This window comes from Vreelandella halophytica (genome assembly GCF_968193635.1).
In genome coordinates, this window is the sequence record NZ_OZ309107.1 from 2696837 (window position 1) to 2711762 (window position 14926).

The window sequence follows — 14926 nt, forward strand, 5'->3', positions numbered from 1 at the left end:
GCCCAGGATTTAAAAGTACCGAGCGTAGGTCCTGGCACGGCTTTATTAGCGGCGCATTAAAAAACGCGCCCAGAAAGGCGCCACGACCATCAGCGTGATCATGCGTAAAAGATGATGAAAGGCAACGAACACCGGGTCGATATCCAGCGCCACGGCGAGAATGGCGATTTCACCTATGCCGCCCGGCGCCAGCGCCAGAAACGCCACGTCGCGCCCTACGCCCAACAACTGATGAATCAGTTCAGCGAAGACGGCCAGCACGGCTAACGCCGCCAGCGTCGCCACGCCGGATTGCCACAGATAACGCCCGAACGTACGCCCGGTCAGGCCCTTGAAGCGCGAGCCGATCGCGCTACCCAGCACCCAAAGCATCACATTCATGCCCCACTCGGGAAGCGTAAGACTTGCGATATCGAACCCCGAGAGCACCGCGGCGGCCAAAAGCGGCGCCAGCAGCGCTGCGCTTGGCAGGCGCAGCCAGCGCCCCAGTGGCAGCAAAAGCGGGATCAAAAGCAGCATCCAGCCGTCGGTCAGCGCAGCATCGACGCCGCCCAGGCTTTCGCCGCTGCCGCTGGAGACCCAAAACAGCGGCGGCAGAAATAGAATCACTAAAATGACCCGCAGCGACTGGGCGAGCGCAATGCGCTGCGGGTCGCCGCCGGCCTTGTCGCCGAGCAGAATCATCGCGGTCATGGCCCCGGGGGCGGCGCTGAACCAGGCGCTGGTCGAATCGAACCCGCAGCGGCGGTACCAGCGCGCCGCGACCGCCGTGGAAGCCGCCACCCCCAGTAACAAAAGTACCGCCGAGACCGGCCAATCCCCCACGCGGTGGGCCAATTGCGGCGTGACCTGGCTGCCCAGCACCAGCCCCATCACCGCCAAAAACACGTTGCGAAGCCCCTCGGGTACCGCCACGTGAACGCCCCGGGACGAGAGCAGCAGGTTCGCGGTCAGCGGCCCCAGCATCCACGCAAGCGGAAGGCCGGTGAGCTGAAAAAGCACACCGCCCACCACCCCGGCACCCAGCGATATCCCCAACGCGCGTGCCGTGCGCCTGCTCATCGTCATCCCTTTCACTTCGCCACCCCAAGCGCTACCGCGCCCTTTGTTAACCCGCTAAACAATGCTGCAGCTTAGCATTTTGGCGGCGAAGTAAGGTTAGTGGCGTAAGGTCAGTACGGGTAGCCGTCGTCGTCCCCATCGTCGTCGCGAAGGCGTGCCTGGCGTTCGGCCTCCTCCTCTTTGGCGTCGTCGATGACGTCCATAAGCTCGCCTACGTCAGCCAGGTGGGTATCGAACTCGAAGTGGCCGGTCAGTTGGCTATCCGGGGTCAGCTTGCCGGCCTCATAAAGCGCCCACATCTCTTTAGCGTAGTGGGTCTCTAAAAGCGACGGGGCGTAGCGGCCGAAATAGGCGCGCATGTTGTTCACATCGCGCTCGAGCATGGCGGCGGCGCTGTTGTTGCCCGCCGCGTCCACCGCCTGGGGCAAGTCGATGATCACCGGGCCTTCGCCATCGACCAGCACGTTGAACTCGGATAAATCGCCGTGAACGAGACCGGCGCACAGCATCAGCACCACGTCGTTGATCACCTTGGCGTGATAGGCAATCGCCTGCTCTTCACTCAGTGCTACATCGCCCAGCCGCGGGGCCACATCACCGTTGGCATCGGTGATCATTTCCATCAACAGCACGCCATCGACGAAACCGTAGGGTTGGGGAACGCGTACACCGGCGCCTGCAAGCCGGTAAAGCGCATCGACCTCGGCGGAGAGCCAGGCCTGCTCCTGCTCTTTCTGGCCGTATTTGGTCTTTTTGGCCATGGCCCGCGCCCGGCGGCTGTTACGCTCCTTGCGCCCTTCCTGGTACTGAACGGCCTGCTTGAAGCTACGCTGCTTGGCCTCCTTGAAGACCTTGGCACAGCGTTTTTCACCGCTGGATCGAACGACATACACCTGCGCTTCCTTGCCGCTCATCAACTGCATCAGCACCTCTTCCACGAGGCCGTCGTCGACCAGAGGCTGTAATCGTTTGGGTATCTTCATAACGTGCGGCGGTCACTCCTGATGGCGGATGCGTGCGTGGTGAATACGTGAGCGTTCAATATGTTCATGCTAAAGGCGGCGTACGCGAAAGGCGCGGCCCTTGAGTTTATCGCGCTCGAGCTTGCCAAGCGCTTTATTGACCACCTCGCGGTCGACCGCCACGAAAGCACTGCGTGCCTGTACCTTGATCTTGCCGACCTGGTCCCCCCGCAGTCCCCCTTCGCCGGTCAGCGCGCCGAGAATATCGCCGGGGCGCAGCTTGTCCTTCTTGCCACCGTTTAGCTGAAGCGTCGCCATGGCGGGCTCGAAAGGGGTTTGCTGGCGGGGTTTGGGCAGGGCCTCTAACGTGAACACCTCGCTTAGGTACTCACCGAGGCGCTCGAGGCGGTAGTGCTCTTCCGGGGCGACCAGGGTGGCGGCAATGCCGCTCTCTCCGGCGCGGCCGGTGCGCCCAACCCGGTGGACATGCACGCCCTGCTCGCGGGCAATCTGGTAGTTGAACACGGCGTCGAGCTTGGCGATGTCGAGCCCGCGCGCGGCGACGTCGGTGGCCACCAGAATCGACACGCTCTGGTTGGCGAACATCACCAAAATCCGGTCGCGGTCTTTCTGCTCAAGATCACCGTGCAGCGCCACGGCGCTAAAGCCCGCGTCGCTTAGCTCCTCGGCGACCTGATCGGTTTCGCGCTTGGTGTTGCAAAACACCACGCTGGTGGTCGGCCGGTAGTGAAGCAGCAGATCCACCAGCCCTTTCATGCGCGCTCGTTCGCCGTTAACGGCAAAAAAGTGCTGCTCGATGGTAGTGTCGTCGTGGGTCTCGGTGACCGCCACACTGACGTGATCGCGCAGCACCCCGCGGGTCATCTCGGCAAGCTCACCGCCGGCGTGCTCATCCGGGAAGGTTGCGCTGAACAAAAGTGTCTGCCGATCGGCAGGTGTGGCGCGAATGATCGCATCGATCGACGGACGAAAGCCCATATCGAGCATACGATCGGCTTCGTCCAGCACCAGCGTGGACAGCCCATCCAGGCTTAGCGAGCCCTTGCGCAGGTGCTCTTCGATGCGTCCGGGCGTGCCCACCACGATGTGCGCGCCGTGCTCGAGGGAGGCAAGCTGCGGGCCAAACGGGGCGCCGCCGCAAAGCGTGAGCACCTTGACGTTGGCAAGCGTGCGGGCAAGCCCGCGAATCGCCTCGGCCACCTGGTCGGCAAGCTCGCGGGTGGGGCAAAGCACCAGGCTTTGAATGTGTGAGCGTTCGAGCCGCAATTGGGCGAGCAGCGCCAGGCCGAACGCGGCGGTTTTACCCGAGCCGGTTTTGGCCTGGCCGAGCACATCGCGACCCTCGAGCATAGGCGGCAAGCTTTGCGCCTGAATCGGCGTCATCTCGTGGTACGCCAGAGACGCCAGGTTATCGATAAGAGCGGGGGGCAGTGCCAGAGAGGCAAAAGAAGTATCGGCCACGAAAAATTCCTGAAATGGGCGAAAGCGCCTTGCTCATGGGCAAGGCGGCGCCGGTAATACGCTTAACGGGCACCATACCAGAAAGCGGCCTCGTTTGCCCTCGCGCTATACGCCGAGCACCGCAAAGCGCGCCTGACAAAGCCTGGCAAGCGTCTCCGGCGCCAGGGCGATTTCGAGCCCGCGCCGCCCGGCGCTGACGTAGATACGCGAAAAGCGCTGGGCGGAGTCGTCGATAAAGCTCGCCAGGCGTTTTTTCTGACCCAACGGACTCACCCCACCCAGCACGTAGCCGGTCGCGCGCTCCACCGCCTCCGGGCTTGCCATGGCCGCTTTCTTGGCCCCGGCCGCCTTGGCCACCTGCTTCAACCCCAGCTGATGGGTGACCGGCACCACCGCCACCGCCAGGGTCTTGCCATCGAGCTCCACCACCAGGGTTTTGAACACCTGCGCCGGATCGACCCCCAGCTTTTCCGCGGCTTCCAGCCCGTAGGAGGCCACCCCGCTTTCGTGGCTGTACTCATGGATGTCGAAATCGATGCCCGCTTTTTTGGCGGTGTTGATCGCTGGCGTCATGGGACTCTCGTATCGTTTCAGTAGTAACCGTTTTGGCGTTTAGCACCTTCATCTGGCGGGGCGATAAAGCGCTGCTAAACTTTAGCAAAGCGTTATCACGAAGGCACACTAATACCCTCCACTCCAAAGGAGCTTGGCATGCCGGCAAAATCGAAAGCGCAGCAAAAAGCGGCGGGCGCGGCCCTTTCGGCCAAGCGCGGTGAAACGAAACCAGGTGAGCTTGTGGGTTCGTCCAAAGAGATGTACGACTCGATGAGCGAAGAGGAGCTCGAAGACTTCGCCAGCACCCAACGTAAAGGCAAACCCGAAAAAAAGCGCGATTAAACCCAAAAAGCGGCGCCCGGCATTGAAGTGCCGGGCGCCGCTTTTCGACAAGCCCAGAGCCTACTGGCAGGGCACGACCTTGCGCAGCGTGTCCTTGGCCCACAGGGTCTGGCCATCCGGGGTGCGGCCCTGCTCGTTCCAGCGCTCGGTGCTTTCCAGGCAATAAGAGCCCAGGTCTTCGGTGCGCGGGTCGGGGTTGGAGGGGCGCTCGCCGCCCACGCGCATGATATCCGGGTTGCTCGACGTATAGCGGGGCGCGACGGTGGAGCTGGCGCAGCCCGCTACCAACAGGGTAGCCAGCAGCGCGGGTAGAAAGCGGCAAAGTAGCATGTCATTGAAACCCTCTAAATTCCGATGTAATTACCGGTAGGGCTAGATACCACCGCGCTCGAAAAGCGTCAATCGTTTTAGTACCGCTTAAGTCACCAGCGTGATACTGGTGACCGGGCGCAGCTGGCGGTAATGGCAGTGGCGGGTCACGCTTTCGACGATTGCCTCGGCGTCGTCGATCTGCGCTTTTTCAAGCTGAATGTCGACCATGAGAAAATTACCGACCCGCGCCAGGCGTACGTCACGCTCTGCCACGTCGAAATCCGCGACATGGCGCACAAGCTCCTGGCGCATACCACCGCCGGGCTCGCCGAACATCAGCTCCTTGAGCGCGCCGCGCACCATCTTCACCGGCATGGGCATGAAGTAGGCGACGATCACCAGCACCATCACCGGGTCGGCAAAGCGGGCATAACTTGCCCAGGGGGTGTAGGTGAGCCCAAAGGTGAGCATGAACCCGATCAGCACCGCGCCGCTTAGCCAGGTGTCCATCTGCCACTGCTTGAGCTCCGCGGCCATCAACGAAGAATGCCGCCCCCGGGCGTAGCGGCCAAGCCGCCACCAGGTAAAAAGACACCCCGCCACGTTGGCCAGGCCAAACAGCAGCGCCAAATCCAGGGTGACCATACGCCCGCCCCGGTAAAGGCTCCAAAGCGCCGAGACCAGCGAGAACAGGCATACCAGCGCAATCACCACGCCCTTGAGCAGCACCGCCAGCGGTTCCACGGTCAGCCGGCCAAAGGGGTAGCGCTCATCCGCGGGCTTTTGAGCATGACCCAGCGCCACCAGCGAAAGCGAGGCCAGCACCAGGCTGAGTAGCGAGTAGCCGCTGTCGAATAAAATGGTGATGGAGCCGGAGGCCAAGCCGATAAAGAGCCCGGCAAACGCGAAGAGCGAAGCAGAGAGCGCCGAAAATCTGAGCGCACGGCGCTCGAGCGTTGAGGAAGACACGCGAAAACCATCCAATAAGGGGTGAAAGGTGCGCCATAATAGGCGCCACGAACAGCACTTACCAATCGCTCAGCGCCAATCTATTTGGCACTCGACGGGGCATCCATGCGAATCGAACAGATCCAGGCGTTTATCGAGGTCACCGAGCAGCGCTCGTTTGCCGGCGCCGCCCGCCATACGGGTATGAAACGCAGCACGCTTAGCGCCATGGTGAGCGCGCTGGAAGACCACCTGGGCGTGGCGCTTTTCGAGCGCTCCGGCAATAGCCTTACGCTGTCGCCCATGGGGGAAAGCATTCTGCCCGACTGCTACCGCTTGATGACCAGCGCCGGGCGGATCAACAAATATTGCCAGCAGCAACGCCTGGGCGTTGAAAGTCAGCTCTGTATCGCCCGAGACGACGCCCTACCCGAAACCTTTTGGCAAAACGTGATGCACGACATCAAGGCGCGCTACCCGCTCACCGCCATTTCTGTTTACCTGGCCCCGCCCCAGGCCCACCACGCGCTGATCGCCCGCCAAACCGTGGATATCGCCTTTGGGCTCTACGCCGCGCCAAGCGTAGTTTTAAATGCGCAGAGCCTGGCGCCGGTGGACATGCGCCTGGTCGCCGCCCCGCACCACCCGCTAAGCCGCTTGCCAAGCGTTCGCCGCGATGACCTGGCCCAGTACACCCAGATCTGTTTGAGCCACGTTCAGGATGACAAGCTGGTCAGCGAAGCGCTTTTTTCCGCCAACTACTTGAGCCTGACCATGTTCGAGCTGATTCGCGACGCCGTGATTCAGGGCACCGGCTGGGCACTGCTGCCCTCGCTGCTGGTGAGCGAGGCGTTAAGCGCCGGTACGCTCAACCGCCTGCCCCACGAGCTTGCGCTGGAGAGCTACCACTACCGCACGCTCGAAGGTGAGCACCAGGGGCCGGTGGCTACGGTGTTGCTTAACAAAGTGGCGCAATTCTTGGCCATCGAAGCTTAACGCCGGTTTCGTTGAAACGCGGGAGTGGCGAAAAGTGGCGGTGCCTTCCACTCTATAAAAAAGCCACAGAGGAGATTAATGACACTCGAAAGACTCAACACGGGCAGTGTCATTGATGCGTAAACAAGCCCTGCCAGTGTCGATGTTGCCGTCAACTCAGGAGCGACTTCCCCGATGGTCAAACTCGATAAGAAAGCCAAACGCCTCTATGTTCTCGATACCAATGTCCTGATCCACGACCCCGCCGCCCTTTACCATTTCGATGAGCACGACGTGGTCATTCCCATGACCGTTCTCGAGGAGCTCGATAAGCACAAAAACGGCATCCGTGATATCGCCCGCACCGCCCGCCAGGTCAGCCGTACACTCTCGGAGCTCACAAGCCAGGTCACGTTCCGGGAAGTTCAAAACGGCGTTCCCATCCCGCGTATTAGCGGCCAAAGCGGCTGCTTACACTTTCTCTGCTACAACGATCTCAAGCTTTTAAACGAAGTCAGCGACACCGCCGACAACCGCATTCTGGCCGAAACCTGCCGGCTGCGCGACGAACGTCCGGACGCTTCGGTCATCCTGATCACCAAGGATATCAACCTGCGCATCAAGGCCGCCGCGCTCAAGGTGCCGGTGGAGGATTACCACAACGACCGCGCCTTCTCGGACAGCGACGCCATGATCGAAGGCGCCAGCATCGTCGATCACGCGGGGCTTGAAGGTACTTCGCTTTGGGAGACGCTCAATGTCGAGGTCCATGTCGAACGCGCGGGCCACCACACCTTTTACCACCTCAAGGGCGAGATGCCCGTCGAGTGGCACACCGGCATGCTGGTCTCGGATAGCGAAAACGGCGCCGAGTTCGAGGCGGTCGTACGCGAGCTGGGGCCCAAAAGCGCCACACTCCAGCTTCTGACCAACTACCGCCACCACGCCGGCGTGTGGGGTGTACACGCCCACGATAGCCGCCAGAACTTCACCCTGAACCTGTTGATGGACCCGGAAATCGACCTGGTCACCATCGCCGGAAGCGCCGGTACCGGCAAGACCTACATGACGCTGGCCGCCGCGTTTCAGCAAACCCTGGACGCCAAGCGCTTCGAGCGCATCGTGTTCACCCGCGCGCCGATCCCCATGGGCGAGGATATCGGCTTTCTACCCGGCACCGAGGAGGAGAAAATGTCGCCCTGGATGGGGGCGTTTCACGACAACATGGACAACCTTCTGCGTAACGACGACGGCGAGTCGAGCTGGGACAACGGCGCCACCCGCCAACTGATCGGCTCCCGGGTCCAGATTCGCTCGCCGGGCTTCATGCGCGGGCGCACCCTGAACGACACCTTCCTGATCATCGACGAGGCGCAAAACTTCACCCCTAAACAGCTCAAGTCTTTGGTTACGCGCGCCGGGCGTAATACCAAGATCGTCTGCCTCGGTAACGTCGGTCAGATCGACACGCCCTACCTCTCCGCCAACACCTGCGGCATGGCCGCCGTGGTCGAGCGCTTTCGCGACTGGCCCCACGCCGGGCACATTACCTTGAAATGCGTCGAGCGCTCGCGCCTGGCGCTGGCCGCCGAAGAACTTTTATAAAAAGAGCATTTATAAGAAGAGCCTTTATAAAAGGCCCGCCACGCTAACTGGATAAATCTCTTAAACCTCACCTACAAAAGCGCCGCCTAACAGGCGGCGCTATGGCTATCCGGTGACGGGCGTCTACTTGCTATCCTGGTTTTTCCGGTCCTCCCCCATCGGGTTGGTCACCCCCACCGTATCCGCCGCGAAGGCTTCGCGCTCGCCCAACGGGCGCGGCTGGCCCACCGTCGTATCACTCAGGGTTTGGCGCTCGAGCTCGCAGTTGAGCTCGGCGCCAAACAGGACGGTAAAGGCCGACAACCAAAACCACATCATCAGCGCCACCACCGCGCCCAAAGAGCCGTAAAGCTCGCTGAAAGCGCTGAAGTTACGCACGTAGAGCGAAAGCGCCGCGGAGCCAACCAGCCAGGCGGCGGTCGCCAGCAGCGTACCGTAGTTGATCCACTCCCAGCGGGGTTTACGCCGGTAGGGGGCAAAGCGGTAAAGCAGCGCGATCAGGACACTCATCAAAATGAGCAGCGCCGGCCAGCGCAGCCACTTCAAGACCCGGTCCACGGGGGATTCGATAGTGAGCGAATCCACCGCCATGGGCACCAGCGCAATGAACGCAAGCGACACCAGGGTCATGACGATCAGCCCAAAGGTCAGCATGGTCAGCAGCACCGTGCGGTGCAAAAAAGGGCGTTTTTCACTCTCGCCGTACACCACGTTGAGCCCCACCACCAGCACCGCAACCCCTTTGGAGGCGATGAACATGGCGACCGCCAGCCCAATCATCGCCGCCATGAAGTTCCCCATTTCGGTGCTCTCGATCACCTGCTCGGCCTGTTGATCCATAAGCCCCGCCGCGTCCGGCGGCATGAACCGGCTAATTTCGTAAAGCTGCTGGGCCGCTTCGAGCGGGTCGAACAACAACCCCCACAGTGAAATCACCGCCGCGATGGTGGGGAAAAACGCCAGTAAAGCGTAGAAGGCCGCCCCCGCCGCCAGCATGGTCAGCCGGTTACGCCGGGCGGCACGTATCACCCGCCAGCCGACATCGATCAACCCTGCCTTCGGAATATCCTCGGGGGCGCGGGCGCGCCGGCCCCGGGACGTGCTTTTTTGGTGTGATCGGCTCATCCCAGGCCCTCCCAAATCAGTAAAAGTGCCAATAGCACGGCAAAGGCCATCATCAAGCCGCTGCCGTGCCGACGCATCCATCCCTCGCCTTGCAGGGTTTCAACCAACTGTGTCATAACGCGCGCCTCCAAAGCGAGCGCGCGTTCGACGCTGGCGTGCTTCGCCCGTTTCATCTTATTACTCACGCCCTTACAAAAGGCCACGCTTTTCAAGGCAATCGGGCGGTACACCCACCACAAATCCCCGGGCGGTAGCGGCTTAAAGCCAAGCACTCGGGCAAGCCAGTACCCCGCCACCACGGCCAGCACGCCAGCGGGTAACGGCCAGGCCAGCGACCAAAGCGAAGAGAGCCCCGGTACGTGTACACTGCCCTCGGGCAGCGGCAGCCACCAGGGCACACAAAGCGCCCCGGCAATCGCCAGCGCCCAGCCGCCCAGTTGGAAGGCGTCACTGCCGCCTTCGCCGCGCTGCTGCCACTGGCGCCAAAAGCAGACGCTCACCAGCGCCGTGGTGCCCACCGCCGCCAGCGTCAGCAGCATGATCACCTGGCTATGGTGCATCTCCTCTAGTGCGTGCTTGACGCTGTACTTGCTGATGATGCCCGCGCCAAAGGCGCCGGTGAGCGAAAGCCCGGGCAACGCCAGCGCCAGCCATAAAATCACCGGGGGACGTCGCGGCAAGTGTTCGCTGATGCTGGTACCCAGAAAGAGCGCCCCCTTGGCCAGCGCGTGGTGACCGGCAAATAGCACGATACCTGGCAGTAACAGCGGCCAAAGCGCGGCGTTGACCAGGCCCATGGCCACCAGCGCCGTCATCATGCCCATTTGGCTGATGCTCGAGTAGGCCAGCACTGCCTTGGGATGGTGCTGGCCCACGCCGTAAAGCGCCGCCCCAAAAGCCGCGGCAAAGCCGGCGACGAGCATCACCTCGCCAAGGGTTTCGAGCTCGGCGGAAAGGCCTTCGGCGCCCAGCGGTAAAAGCACTAGCCAGCCCAAAAGACCGGCCTTGATCATGGCCCCGCTAAGCACCGCGCTCGCCGGGGCCGGGGCCGCCGGATGGGCCAGCGGCAGCCATACGTGAAGCCCCACAACCCCCGCCTTGACGCCAAACCCCAGCCACAGCAAAAGCGCCATCCACGCCCCCTGGGGCGCATCGAGAATCCCTTCGCGCACCCCGGCAAGCGTGGTCGCCTGGGACTCCCCCGCGGCCCACAGAAGCCCTGCCAAAATCAGCCCCTCGCCGAGTACCGCCAACAGGATATAGGCGCTCGCTCCACGTTTGGCGCTCGCATCCTGGTTGTGCAGTACCAACGGGTAAGCCGCAAAGGTCATCAGTGCAAAGCCGAGGTAAAAGCTTGCGATATCCTGGGAAAGGATCAAGAACGCATTGCCCAAAAACGTCAGCGGCCAGAAAAGCGTAAAACGTAACAGCCGAGTGCCCTCTGCCGCCTCGCCCTCGCGGGCCCGCACCAAGGAGCTCTTGAAATAGCCGCGGGCGTGCAGCGCCGCCAGGCTCCATAAAAGCGCGGTAAACCCAAGCCAGGCGCGGCTCAGCGCGTTGAGCTCCCAGTGGCCGCCCAGCATCCAGGCCGACCAGCTCCACTGGGCTTCGCCGACAAACGCAAGCGCCAGCGCAGGCCAGCCAGCACTTAGCCACCAAACGTTAAAAAAGCCGCGCTTCGCTGCAGGCACGCGCAGCGCCTGCCAGATAACGCCCGCCGCCACGGCCATGGGCCAGCCAAGCGCGAGTAGAAAGAGCGCCGTCATGGCAGATACTCCCCGACCGCGACCCGGGTCGCCCAGTCCAGCGGACTAAACGGCAGCCCTGCCAAAAGCCCGGCGCCCAGGCTCACCACCGCGGTAAACACCGCCGGCCACAACAGCCAGCCATGGGTTTCCAGCCGCCCCAGGCGCTGCTCCTGGGGCCACTCGCCCACCCCGTGAGCGGGGCCCTCACAAAACCAGAGCCGGTACACGACGGGTAAAAAGTAAATCGCGTTGAGCACACTGCTGGCTACCAGCACCGCCACGACCCAGTACATCTGGGCCTCGATCGCGCCAATCCCTAAGTACCACTTGGTGATGAACCCGGCGGTCGGCGGTAGCCCCATCATGCCAAGCGCGCCCACGGTAAACGCGATACTGGTCAGCGGCATGCGCTTGCCGGCGCCGTTCATTTCATCGATACGGTGAATACCGAGCTCCTCGGCGTAGATACCCGCGCAGAAAAACAGCGTCACCTTCATCAACCCCTGGTGAAGCAGATGCGCCAGCGCCCCGATCGTGCCGAAGGGCCCGACCAAACACACCCCTAACACCACGTAGGACACCTGGCTGATGGTGGAAAACGCAAGCCTGGGCTTGAGCTCTTTTTGGGTAATCGCGCGCAGCGAGCCGTAGATGATCGTAAACGAGGCCAGTACCGCCAGCACCGTGGTCACGCCGAGTTCGACGCTTAGCTCGATGCCGTAAAGATCGTAGATGATACGCAAAATGCCGAACGCCCCGGCTTTGACCACGGCCACGGCGTGGAGCAGCGCGCTGACCGGCGCCGGGGCCACCATCGCCCGGGGCAGCCAACCATGCAGCGGCACGATCGCCGCTTTGACCGAAAGCCCCCCGACCAGCAGCGCGAAGATCACGGTCAAAAGCACGCGGTGGTCGTCAAGATAACGCGTAAGGCCACGCTCGGAGGCGAAGGATTGATCGCCGGTCAGGCTATAGAGCAACACCACGCCCAAAAGCAGCACGACCCCGGCGCTGAGCGTATAGCGCAGATACACCCGCCCCGCCGCCAGCGCCTTGGCACTGCCCGCGTGGGCCACCAGGGGGTAGGTCGAAAGCGTGAGCATTTCGTAGAAAATCAAAAAGGTGAACAGATTTCCCGCCAGCGCCACGCCCAGGGTGCTGGTCACGCAGAGGCTGAAAAAGCCGAAAAAGCGCTTACGGTTGGCCGCCCCTTCCAGGTAGCCGATCGCGTAAATGGTGGTGCAGAGCCACAGAACCGAGGAGAGCCCGGCGAACATCACGCCCAGGGCGTCGGCCCGCAGCACGAAATCGATACCGCCGATGATCTGAAAACTGAAGGTATCCTCGTACCCGGCCGACACCCGCCCCACCATCAGCGTTACCAGCGCTACTTTACAGGCCGCCGCGCTCAGGTTGATCACGGTGCGCACGGCGCGCGCTTCTTCCGGCAGCGCAAAGATCGCTGTGGCGGCAAACAGCGACACCAGCAAAGCCGCCAGCGGTAACCAGTCCATATTCATACGCCACCCCCGTGTAATAGCGAAAGCGGCAGATGCGCCAACAGCCCTAAAGCAAGCGCGGCCAAGGCAAGCGCCAGGGCGATGGCGTCCATGCCCGGCGCCAGGGGCTGGTAGCGATGATGCGGGGCGGTTTCATCGAAGGAGTAGCGAAACACGCGAAACACGTAGGCCGCGGTCAGCAGTGTGCCGGCCAATAGTGCCGCCACGGCCACCCACTGCCCTGACAACACCATGGCGTGGAGCAGCAGCCACTTGGCGGTAAACCCGGCACTCGGGGGCAGCCCCATCAGCGTGATCGAGGCGATCCCAAAGACCAACAGCGACAGCGGCAGATGCCGGCTGGTCCCCGAAAGTCCTTTGAGCGAGCTCTCGCCGGTCGCCAGTATCAAATTGCCCGCGGCCAGAAACATCGCCGCCTTGGCCAGGGCGTGGCCGATCAGCTGCAGCCAGAAGCCCTGCCAGGCAAGCGCCTGGGGAATCGGCGCGACATCCGGGCCAAGCAGCAGGGGAAAGGCGACCATCAGATACCCAAGCTGGGCCACCGTGGACGAGGCCACCAGGGTTTTCAGCGAGTCCGCCCGCCAGGCGATCAACCCGCCCCAGACGATCGCCAGCGCCCCAAGCCAGGCGATGAAGCGCGGTGCCCAGAAGGTATCGGGCAGCAAAATGCTCCAGAGCAGAATCAGGATATAAAGCGATGCCTTGATGACCAGCCCCGCGTGCAGCGCGCTGACCGGCGTCCAGGCGTTCTCGTGCACCGGGCTCAACCAGCCGTGCAACGGAAAAAGCGCGGCTTTCAGAGCAAGCCCGGCGCCTAGAAGCGACGCCGCCACCCAAGCGACCGCACCGGGCTCGACCACCTCGGCCAGCTTCATCAGTTCGAGCTGGCCCCACTCCCCCAGAATGAGCGCCACCCCCATCAGATAAGTAAGCGACCCCACCAGGGTGAGCAGTAAATAGCGCATCCCCGCTTCCAGGGCGGCGGCCTTGTTCGATAACAGCAGCATGGCCACGGCCGACAGGCCCACGACCTCCAGGGCGAAATAGAGCGTCAACAGATCCGAGGCGAACCATAAAAGCGACAGCGCACTGATCTCGGCCCCCATGAGCGGCCAGAGCCAGCGCTGATTCGGGCCCGCCTCGGTCAGGCGCAAATAGCCCGGCGCGTAGAGCGCCGCCGCCGCGCCGACGCACTGAGTGAGCAACAGCAAAAGCGCGCCCAGCCCGTTCAAGCGAAGCGACAGATTCACCCCCGCCACCTCGGCCTGCCAGCGCAAAGTGCCCGCCGCCTGGGCATCCACCATTAGCGCCACCCCGGCGCCCAACACGACAAGGCTGACGACGAGCAGCGCACCCACCCGCCTGGGCGGAAAAACCGCTGCTAAAAGCCCCGCCAGTAGCGGCAGTAACAGCACGCACAAAAGCGCCCAGTGGCTAAGTGGCAGCGGTGTAAAGGTACTTTCCAGTAGACCGAAGCGCCAGCTCATTGCGCGCGCTCCGGGTGTTGCAGGTCTTCCTGGTCCGCTTCACCTTCGTGGGCGCGTAGCTGTCGAATCACCAGCGCCCCCAAAAGCGAACCGAGCCAGGCGATCATCAGCGCCACGCCGACCAGCGCCTGGGCGCCTTCAACGGTACCGGCAAGCCCGGTCATCAATAAAAAAACGCTGGAGCCCAGTACATTGAAGGCAATCAGCCGGCGCAGGCGATGCCGATGCAGGGCGAAGGCGCCCATCGCCGTGCCCACGATCAGCACCGCCACCAGCATCAGCGGATGCTCCGAAGGCGCGTAGGCCATGCCGGGCATGACAAGACGAAGCACCGCCCCGACCATGAAACACCAGGCCACGGTCAGCACCGCCCGGGCCAGGCGGTGGCTGACCGGGCCACGAAAGGTATCGATGTGGCGGCTTGACGAGGATACGCGGCGAAAAAAGCCAAAGCGTGGCCATAAATCGCTACCGGTGAGTTCGTGAAAGGAAAAATAGCGAGGGTGATAGCCAAAGGCGCCGAGGGCGTAAAACAGGGTAGCGCCGGTTAGTAGTACGCCCAGCACGAACTCCACCAGGGCGAGCCAGGGCGCGCCCAACCACCCCCAAACGAGCACCATGAGCAGGGCAAACACGACAAAGGCGCAGGTTGCCCGCGCCACGTGGCGGTCGAACAGGCAGACAAAGGCGGAAAGGCCAAGGCAAAGAGCCAGGCCCATTTCCAAAAGGTCGATAGACGCTAGCATAGGCCTTTGCGGGTACCCCTCGGCTTGAAAAAAACGACTGTGCCTGCCTTTTATTCG

The 14926-nt window shown here is 62.6% G+C and carries 14 protein-coding genes; 3 read left to right on the forward strand and 11 right to left on the reverse strand.

The genetic code is table 11. The features are described from left to right. Positions 1 to 45 precede the first annotated feature (45 nt). From ACWHXT_RS12495 to ybaK, 4 genes are all read right to left on the reverse strand, one after another. Positions 46 to 1062, reverse strand: a complete 1017-nt coding sequence (locus ACWHXT_RS12495; RefSeq protein ID WP_447956080.1) for an AbrB family transcriptional regulator — start codon at positions 1060 to 1062, stop codon at positions 46 to 48. Between the two features lie 110 nt (positions 1063 to 1172). After that, positions 1173 to 2045 carry a PA4780 family RIO1-like protein kinase gene (locus tag ACWHXT_RS12500; RefSeq protein WP_447926618.1) on the reverse strand — a complete coding sequence of 291 codons (873 nt, stop codon included), beginning with the start codon at positions 2043 to 2045 and terminating at the stop codon, positions 1173 to 1175. A gap of 69 nt (positions 2046 to 2114) precedes the next feature. Then, a complete protein-coding gene (gene dbpA / locus ACWHXT_RS12505) occupies positions 2115 to 3506 on the reverse strand; it encodes an ATP-dependent RNA helicase DbpA (protein ID WP_447893928.1) in 1392 nt (463 codons plus the stop codon). A gap of 105 nt (positions 3507 to 3611) precedes the next feature. Next, positions 3612 to 4079: a Cys-tRNA(Pro) deacylase gene (gene ybaK / locus ACWHXT_RS12510; RefSeq protein ID WP_447956081.1), complete on the reverse strand. Its 468-nt coding sequence runs from the start codon at positions 4077 to 4079 to the stop codon at positions 3612 to 3614. Positions 4080 to 4217: 138 nt separating this feature from the next. Between ybaK and ACWHXT_RS12515 the strand changes: the two genes are divergently transcribed. Next, positions 4218 to 4403: a DUF3008 family protein gene (locus tag ACWHXT_RS12515; protein WP_447529481.1), complete on the forward strand. Its 186-nt coding sequence runs from the start codon at positions 4218 to 4220 to the stop codon at positions 4401 to 4403. Between the two features lie 60 nt (positions 4404 to 4463). On the opposite strand, the gene ACWHXT_RS12520 is transcribed toward ACWHXT_RS12515, so the two are convergent. Together ACWHXT_RS12520 and ACWHXT_RS12525 are read right to left on the reverse strand one after the other, a co-directional pair. Continuing rightward, complete coding sequence (locus ACWHXT_RS12520) at positions 4464 to 4733, reverse strand: hypothetical protein (RefSeq protein ID WP_447529482.1); 270 nt, start codon at positions 4731 to 4733, stop codon at positions 4464 to 4466. 87 nt (positions 4734 to 4820) lie between these two features. After that, on the reverse strand, positions 4821 to 5684 hold the full coding sequence (locus ACWHXT_RS12525; RefSeq protein WP_447956082.1) for a cation diffusion facilitator family transporter: 864 nt from the start codon (positions 5682 to 5684) through the stop codon (positions 4821 to 4823). Positions 5685 to 5789: 105 nt separating this feature from the next. Here ACWHXT_RS12525 and ACWHXT_RS12530 point away from each other — a divergent pair, with 105 nt between their 5' ends. Both ACWHXT_RS12530 and ACWHXT_RS12535 read left to right on the forward strand, forming a co-directional pair. After that, positions 5790 to 6659, forward strand: coding sequence for a LysR family transcriptional regulator (locus ACWHXT_RS12530; RefSeq protein ID WP_447529484.1), 870 nt, complete (start codon positions 5790 to 5792; stop codon positions 6657 to 6659). Between the two features lie 174 nt (positions 6660 to 6833). Further along, positions 6834 to 8243, forward strand: a complete 1410-nt coding sequence (locus ACWHXT_RS12535) for a PhoH family protein (protein WP_447956083.1) — start codon at positions 6834 to 6836, stop codon at positions 8241 to 8243. Between the two features lie 123 nt (positions 8244 to 8366). On the opposite strand, the gene ACWHXT_RS12540 is transcribed toward ACWHXT_RS12535, so the two are convergent. From ACWHXT_RS12540 to ACWHXT_RS12560, 5 genes are read right to left on the reverse strand one after another with little or no spacing between them, the layout of a single operon-like run. Further along, entirely contained in the window at positions 8367 to 9368 is a 1002-nt protein-coding gene (locus ACWHXT_RS12540; RefSeq protein WP_447956084.1) for a YihY/virulence factor BrkB family protein, read from the reverse strand. Then, positions 9365 to 11134, reverse strand: coding sequence for a proton-conducting transporter transmembrane domain-containing protein (locus ACWHXT_RS12545; RefSeq protein ID WP_447956085.1), 1770 nt, complete (start codon positions 11132 to 11134; stop codon positions 9365 to 9367). The genes ACWHXT_RS12540 and ACWHXT_RS12545 overlap by 4 nt, the downstream gene beginning before the upstream one ends. Beyond that, positions 11131 to 12636 (reverse strand): proton-conducting transporter transmembrane domain-containing protein, encoded by a 1506-nt coding sequence (locus ACWHXT_RS12550; RefSeq protein ID WP_447956086.1) that lies wholly within the window; start codon positions 12634 to 12636, stop codon positions 11131 to 11133. Before ACWHXT_RS12550 ends, ACWHXT_RS12545 begins: the two co-directional genes overlap by 4 nt. Continuing rightward, the gene (locus ACWHXT_RS12555) at positions 12633 to 14123 is read right to left on the reverse strand and encodes a complex I subunit 5 family protein (RefSeq protein ID WP_447956087.1); all 1491 of its coding nucleotides are present in this window, start codon (positions 14121 to 14123) and stop codon (positions 12633 to 12635) included. Before ACWHXT_RS12555 ends, ACWHXT_RS12550 begins: the two co-directional genes overlap by 4 nt. Continuing rightward, complete coding sequence (locus ACWHXT_RS12560) at positions 14120 to 14869, reverse strand: DUF4040 domain-containing protein (protein WP_447956088.1); 750 nt, start codon at positions 14867 to 14869, stop codon at positions 14120 to 14122. Before ACWHXT_RS12560 ends, ACWHXT_RS12555 begins: the two co-directional genes overlap by 4 nt. Positions 14870 to 14926: the final 57 nt, after the last annotated feature.

Excerpts from the sequence above, each read along its gene's own strand:
- ACWHXT_RS12495 (WP_447956080.1), bottom strand. The coding sequence starts at position 1,062 with ATGAGCAGGCGCACGGCACGCGCGTTGGGGATATCGCTGGGTGCCGGG.
- ACWHXT_RS12500 (WP_447926618.1), bottom strand. The coding sequence starts at position 2,045 with ATGAAGATACCCAAACGATTACAGCCTCTGGTCGACGACGGCCTCGTG.
- ybaK (WP_447956081.1), bottom strand. The coding sequence starts at position 4,079 with ATGACGCCAGCGATCAACACCGCCAAAAAAGCGGGCATCGATTTCGAC.
- ACWHXT_RS12515 (WP_447529481.1), top strand. The coding sequence starts at position 4,218 with ATGCCGGCAAAATCGAAAGCGCAGCAAAAAGCGGCGGGCGCGGCCCTT.
- ACWHXT_RS12520 (WP_447529482.1), bottom strand. The coding sequence starts at position 4,733 with ATGCTACTTTGCCGCTTTCTACCCGCGCTGCTGGCTACCCTGTTGGTA.
- ACWHXT_RS12530 (WP_447529484.1), top strand. The coding sequence starts at position 5,790 with ATGCGAATCGAACAGATCCAGGCGTTTATCGAGGTCACCGAGCAGCGC.
- ACWHXT_RS12535 (WP_447956083.1), top strand. The coding sequence starts at position 6,834 with ATGGTCAAACTCGATAAGAAAGCCAAACGCCTCTATGTTCTCGATACC.
- ACWHXT_RS12540 (WP_447956084.1), bottom strand. The coding sequence starts at position 9,368 with ATGAGCCGATCACACCAAAAAAGCACGTCCCGGGGCCGGCGCGCCCGC.
- ACWHXT_RS12545 (WP_447956085.1), bottom strand. The coding sequence starts at position 11,134 with ATGACGGCGCTCTTTCTACTCGCGCTTGGCTGGCCCATGGCCGTGGCG.
- ACWHXT_RS12550 (WP_447956086.1), bottom strand. The coding sequence starts at position 12,636 with ATGAATATGGACTGGTTACCGCTGGCGGCTTTGCTGGTGTCGCTGTTT.
- ACWHXT_RS12555 (WP_447956087.1), bottom strand. The coding sequence starts at position 14,123 with ATGAGCTGGCGCTTCGGTCTACTGGAAAGTACCTTTACACCGCTGCCA.
- ACWHXT_RS12560 (WP_447956088.1), bottom strand. The coding sequence starts at position 14,869 with ATGCTAGCGTCTATCGACCTTTTGGAAATGGGCCTGGCTCTTTGCCTT.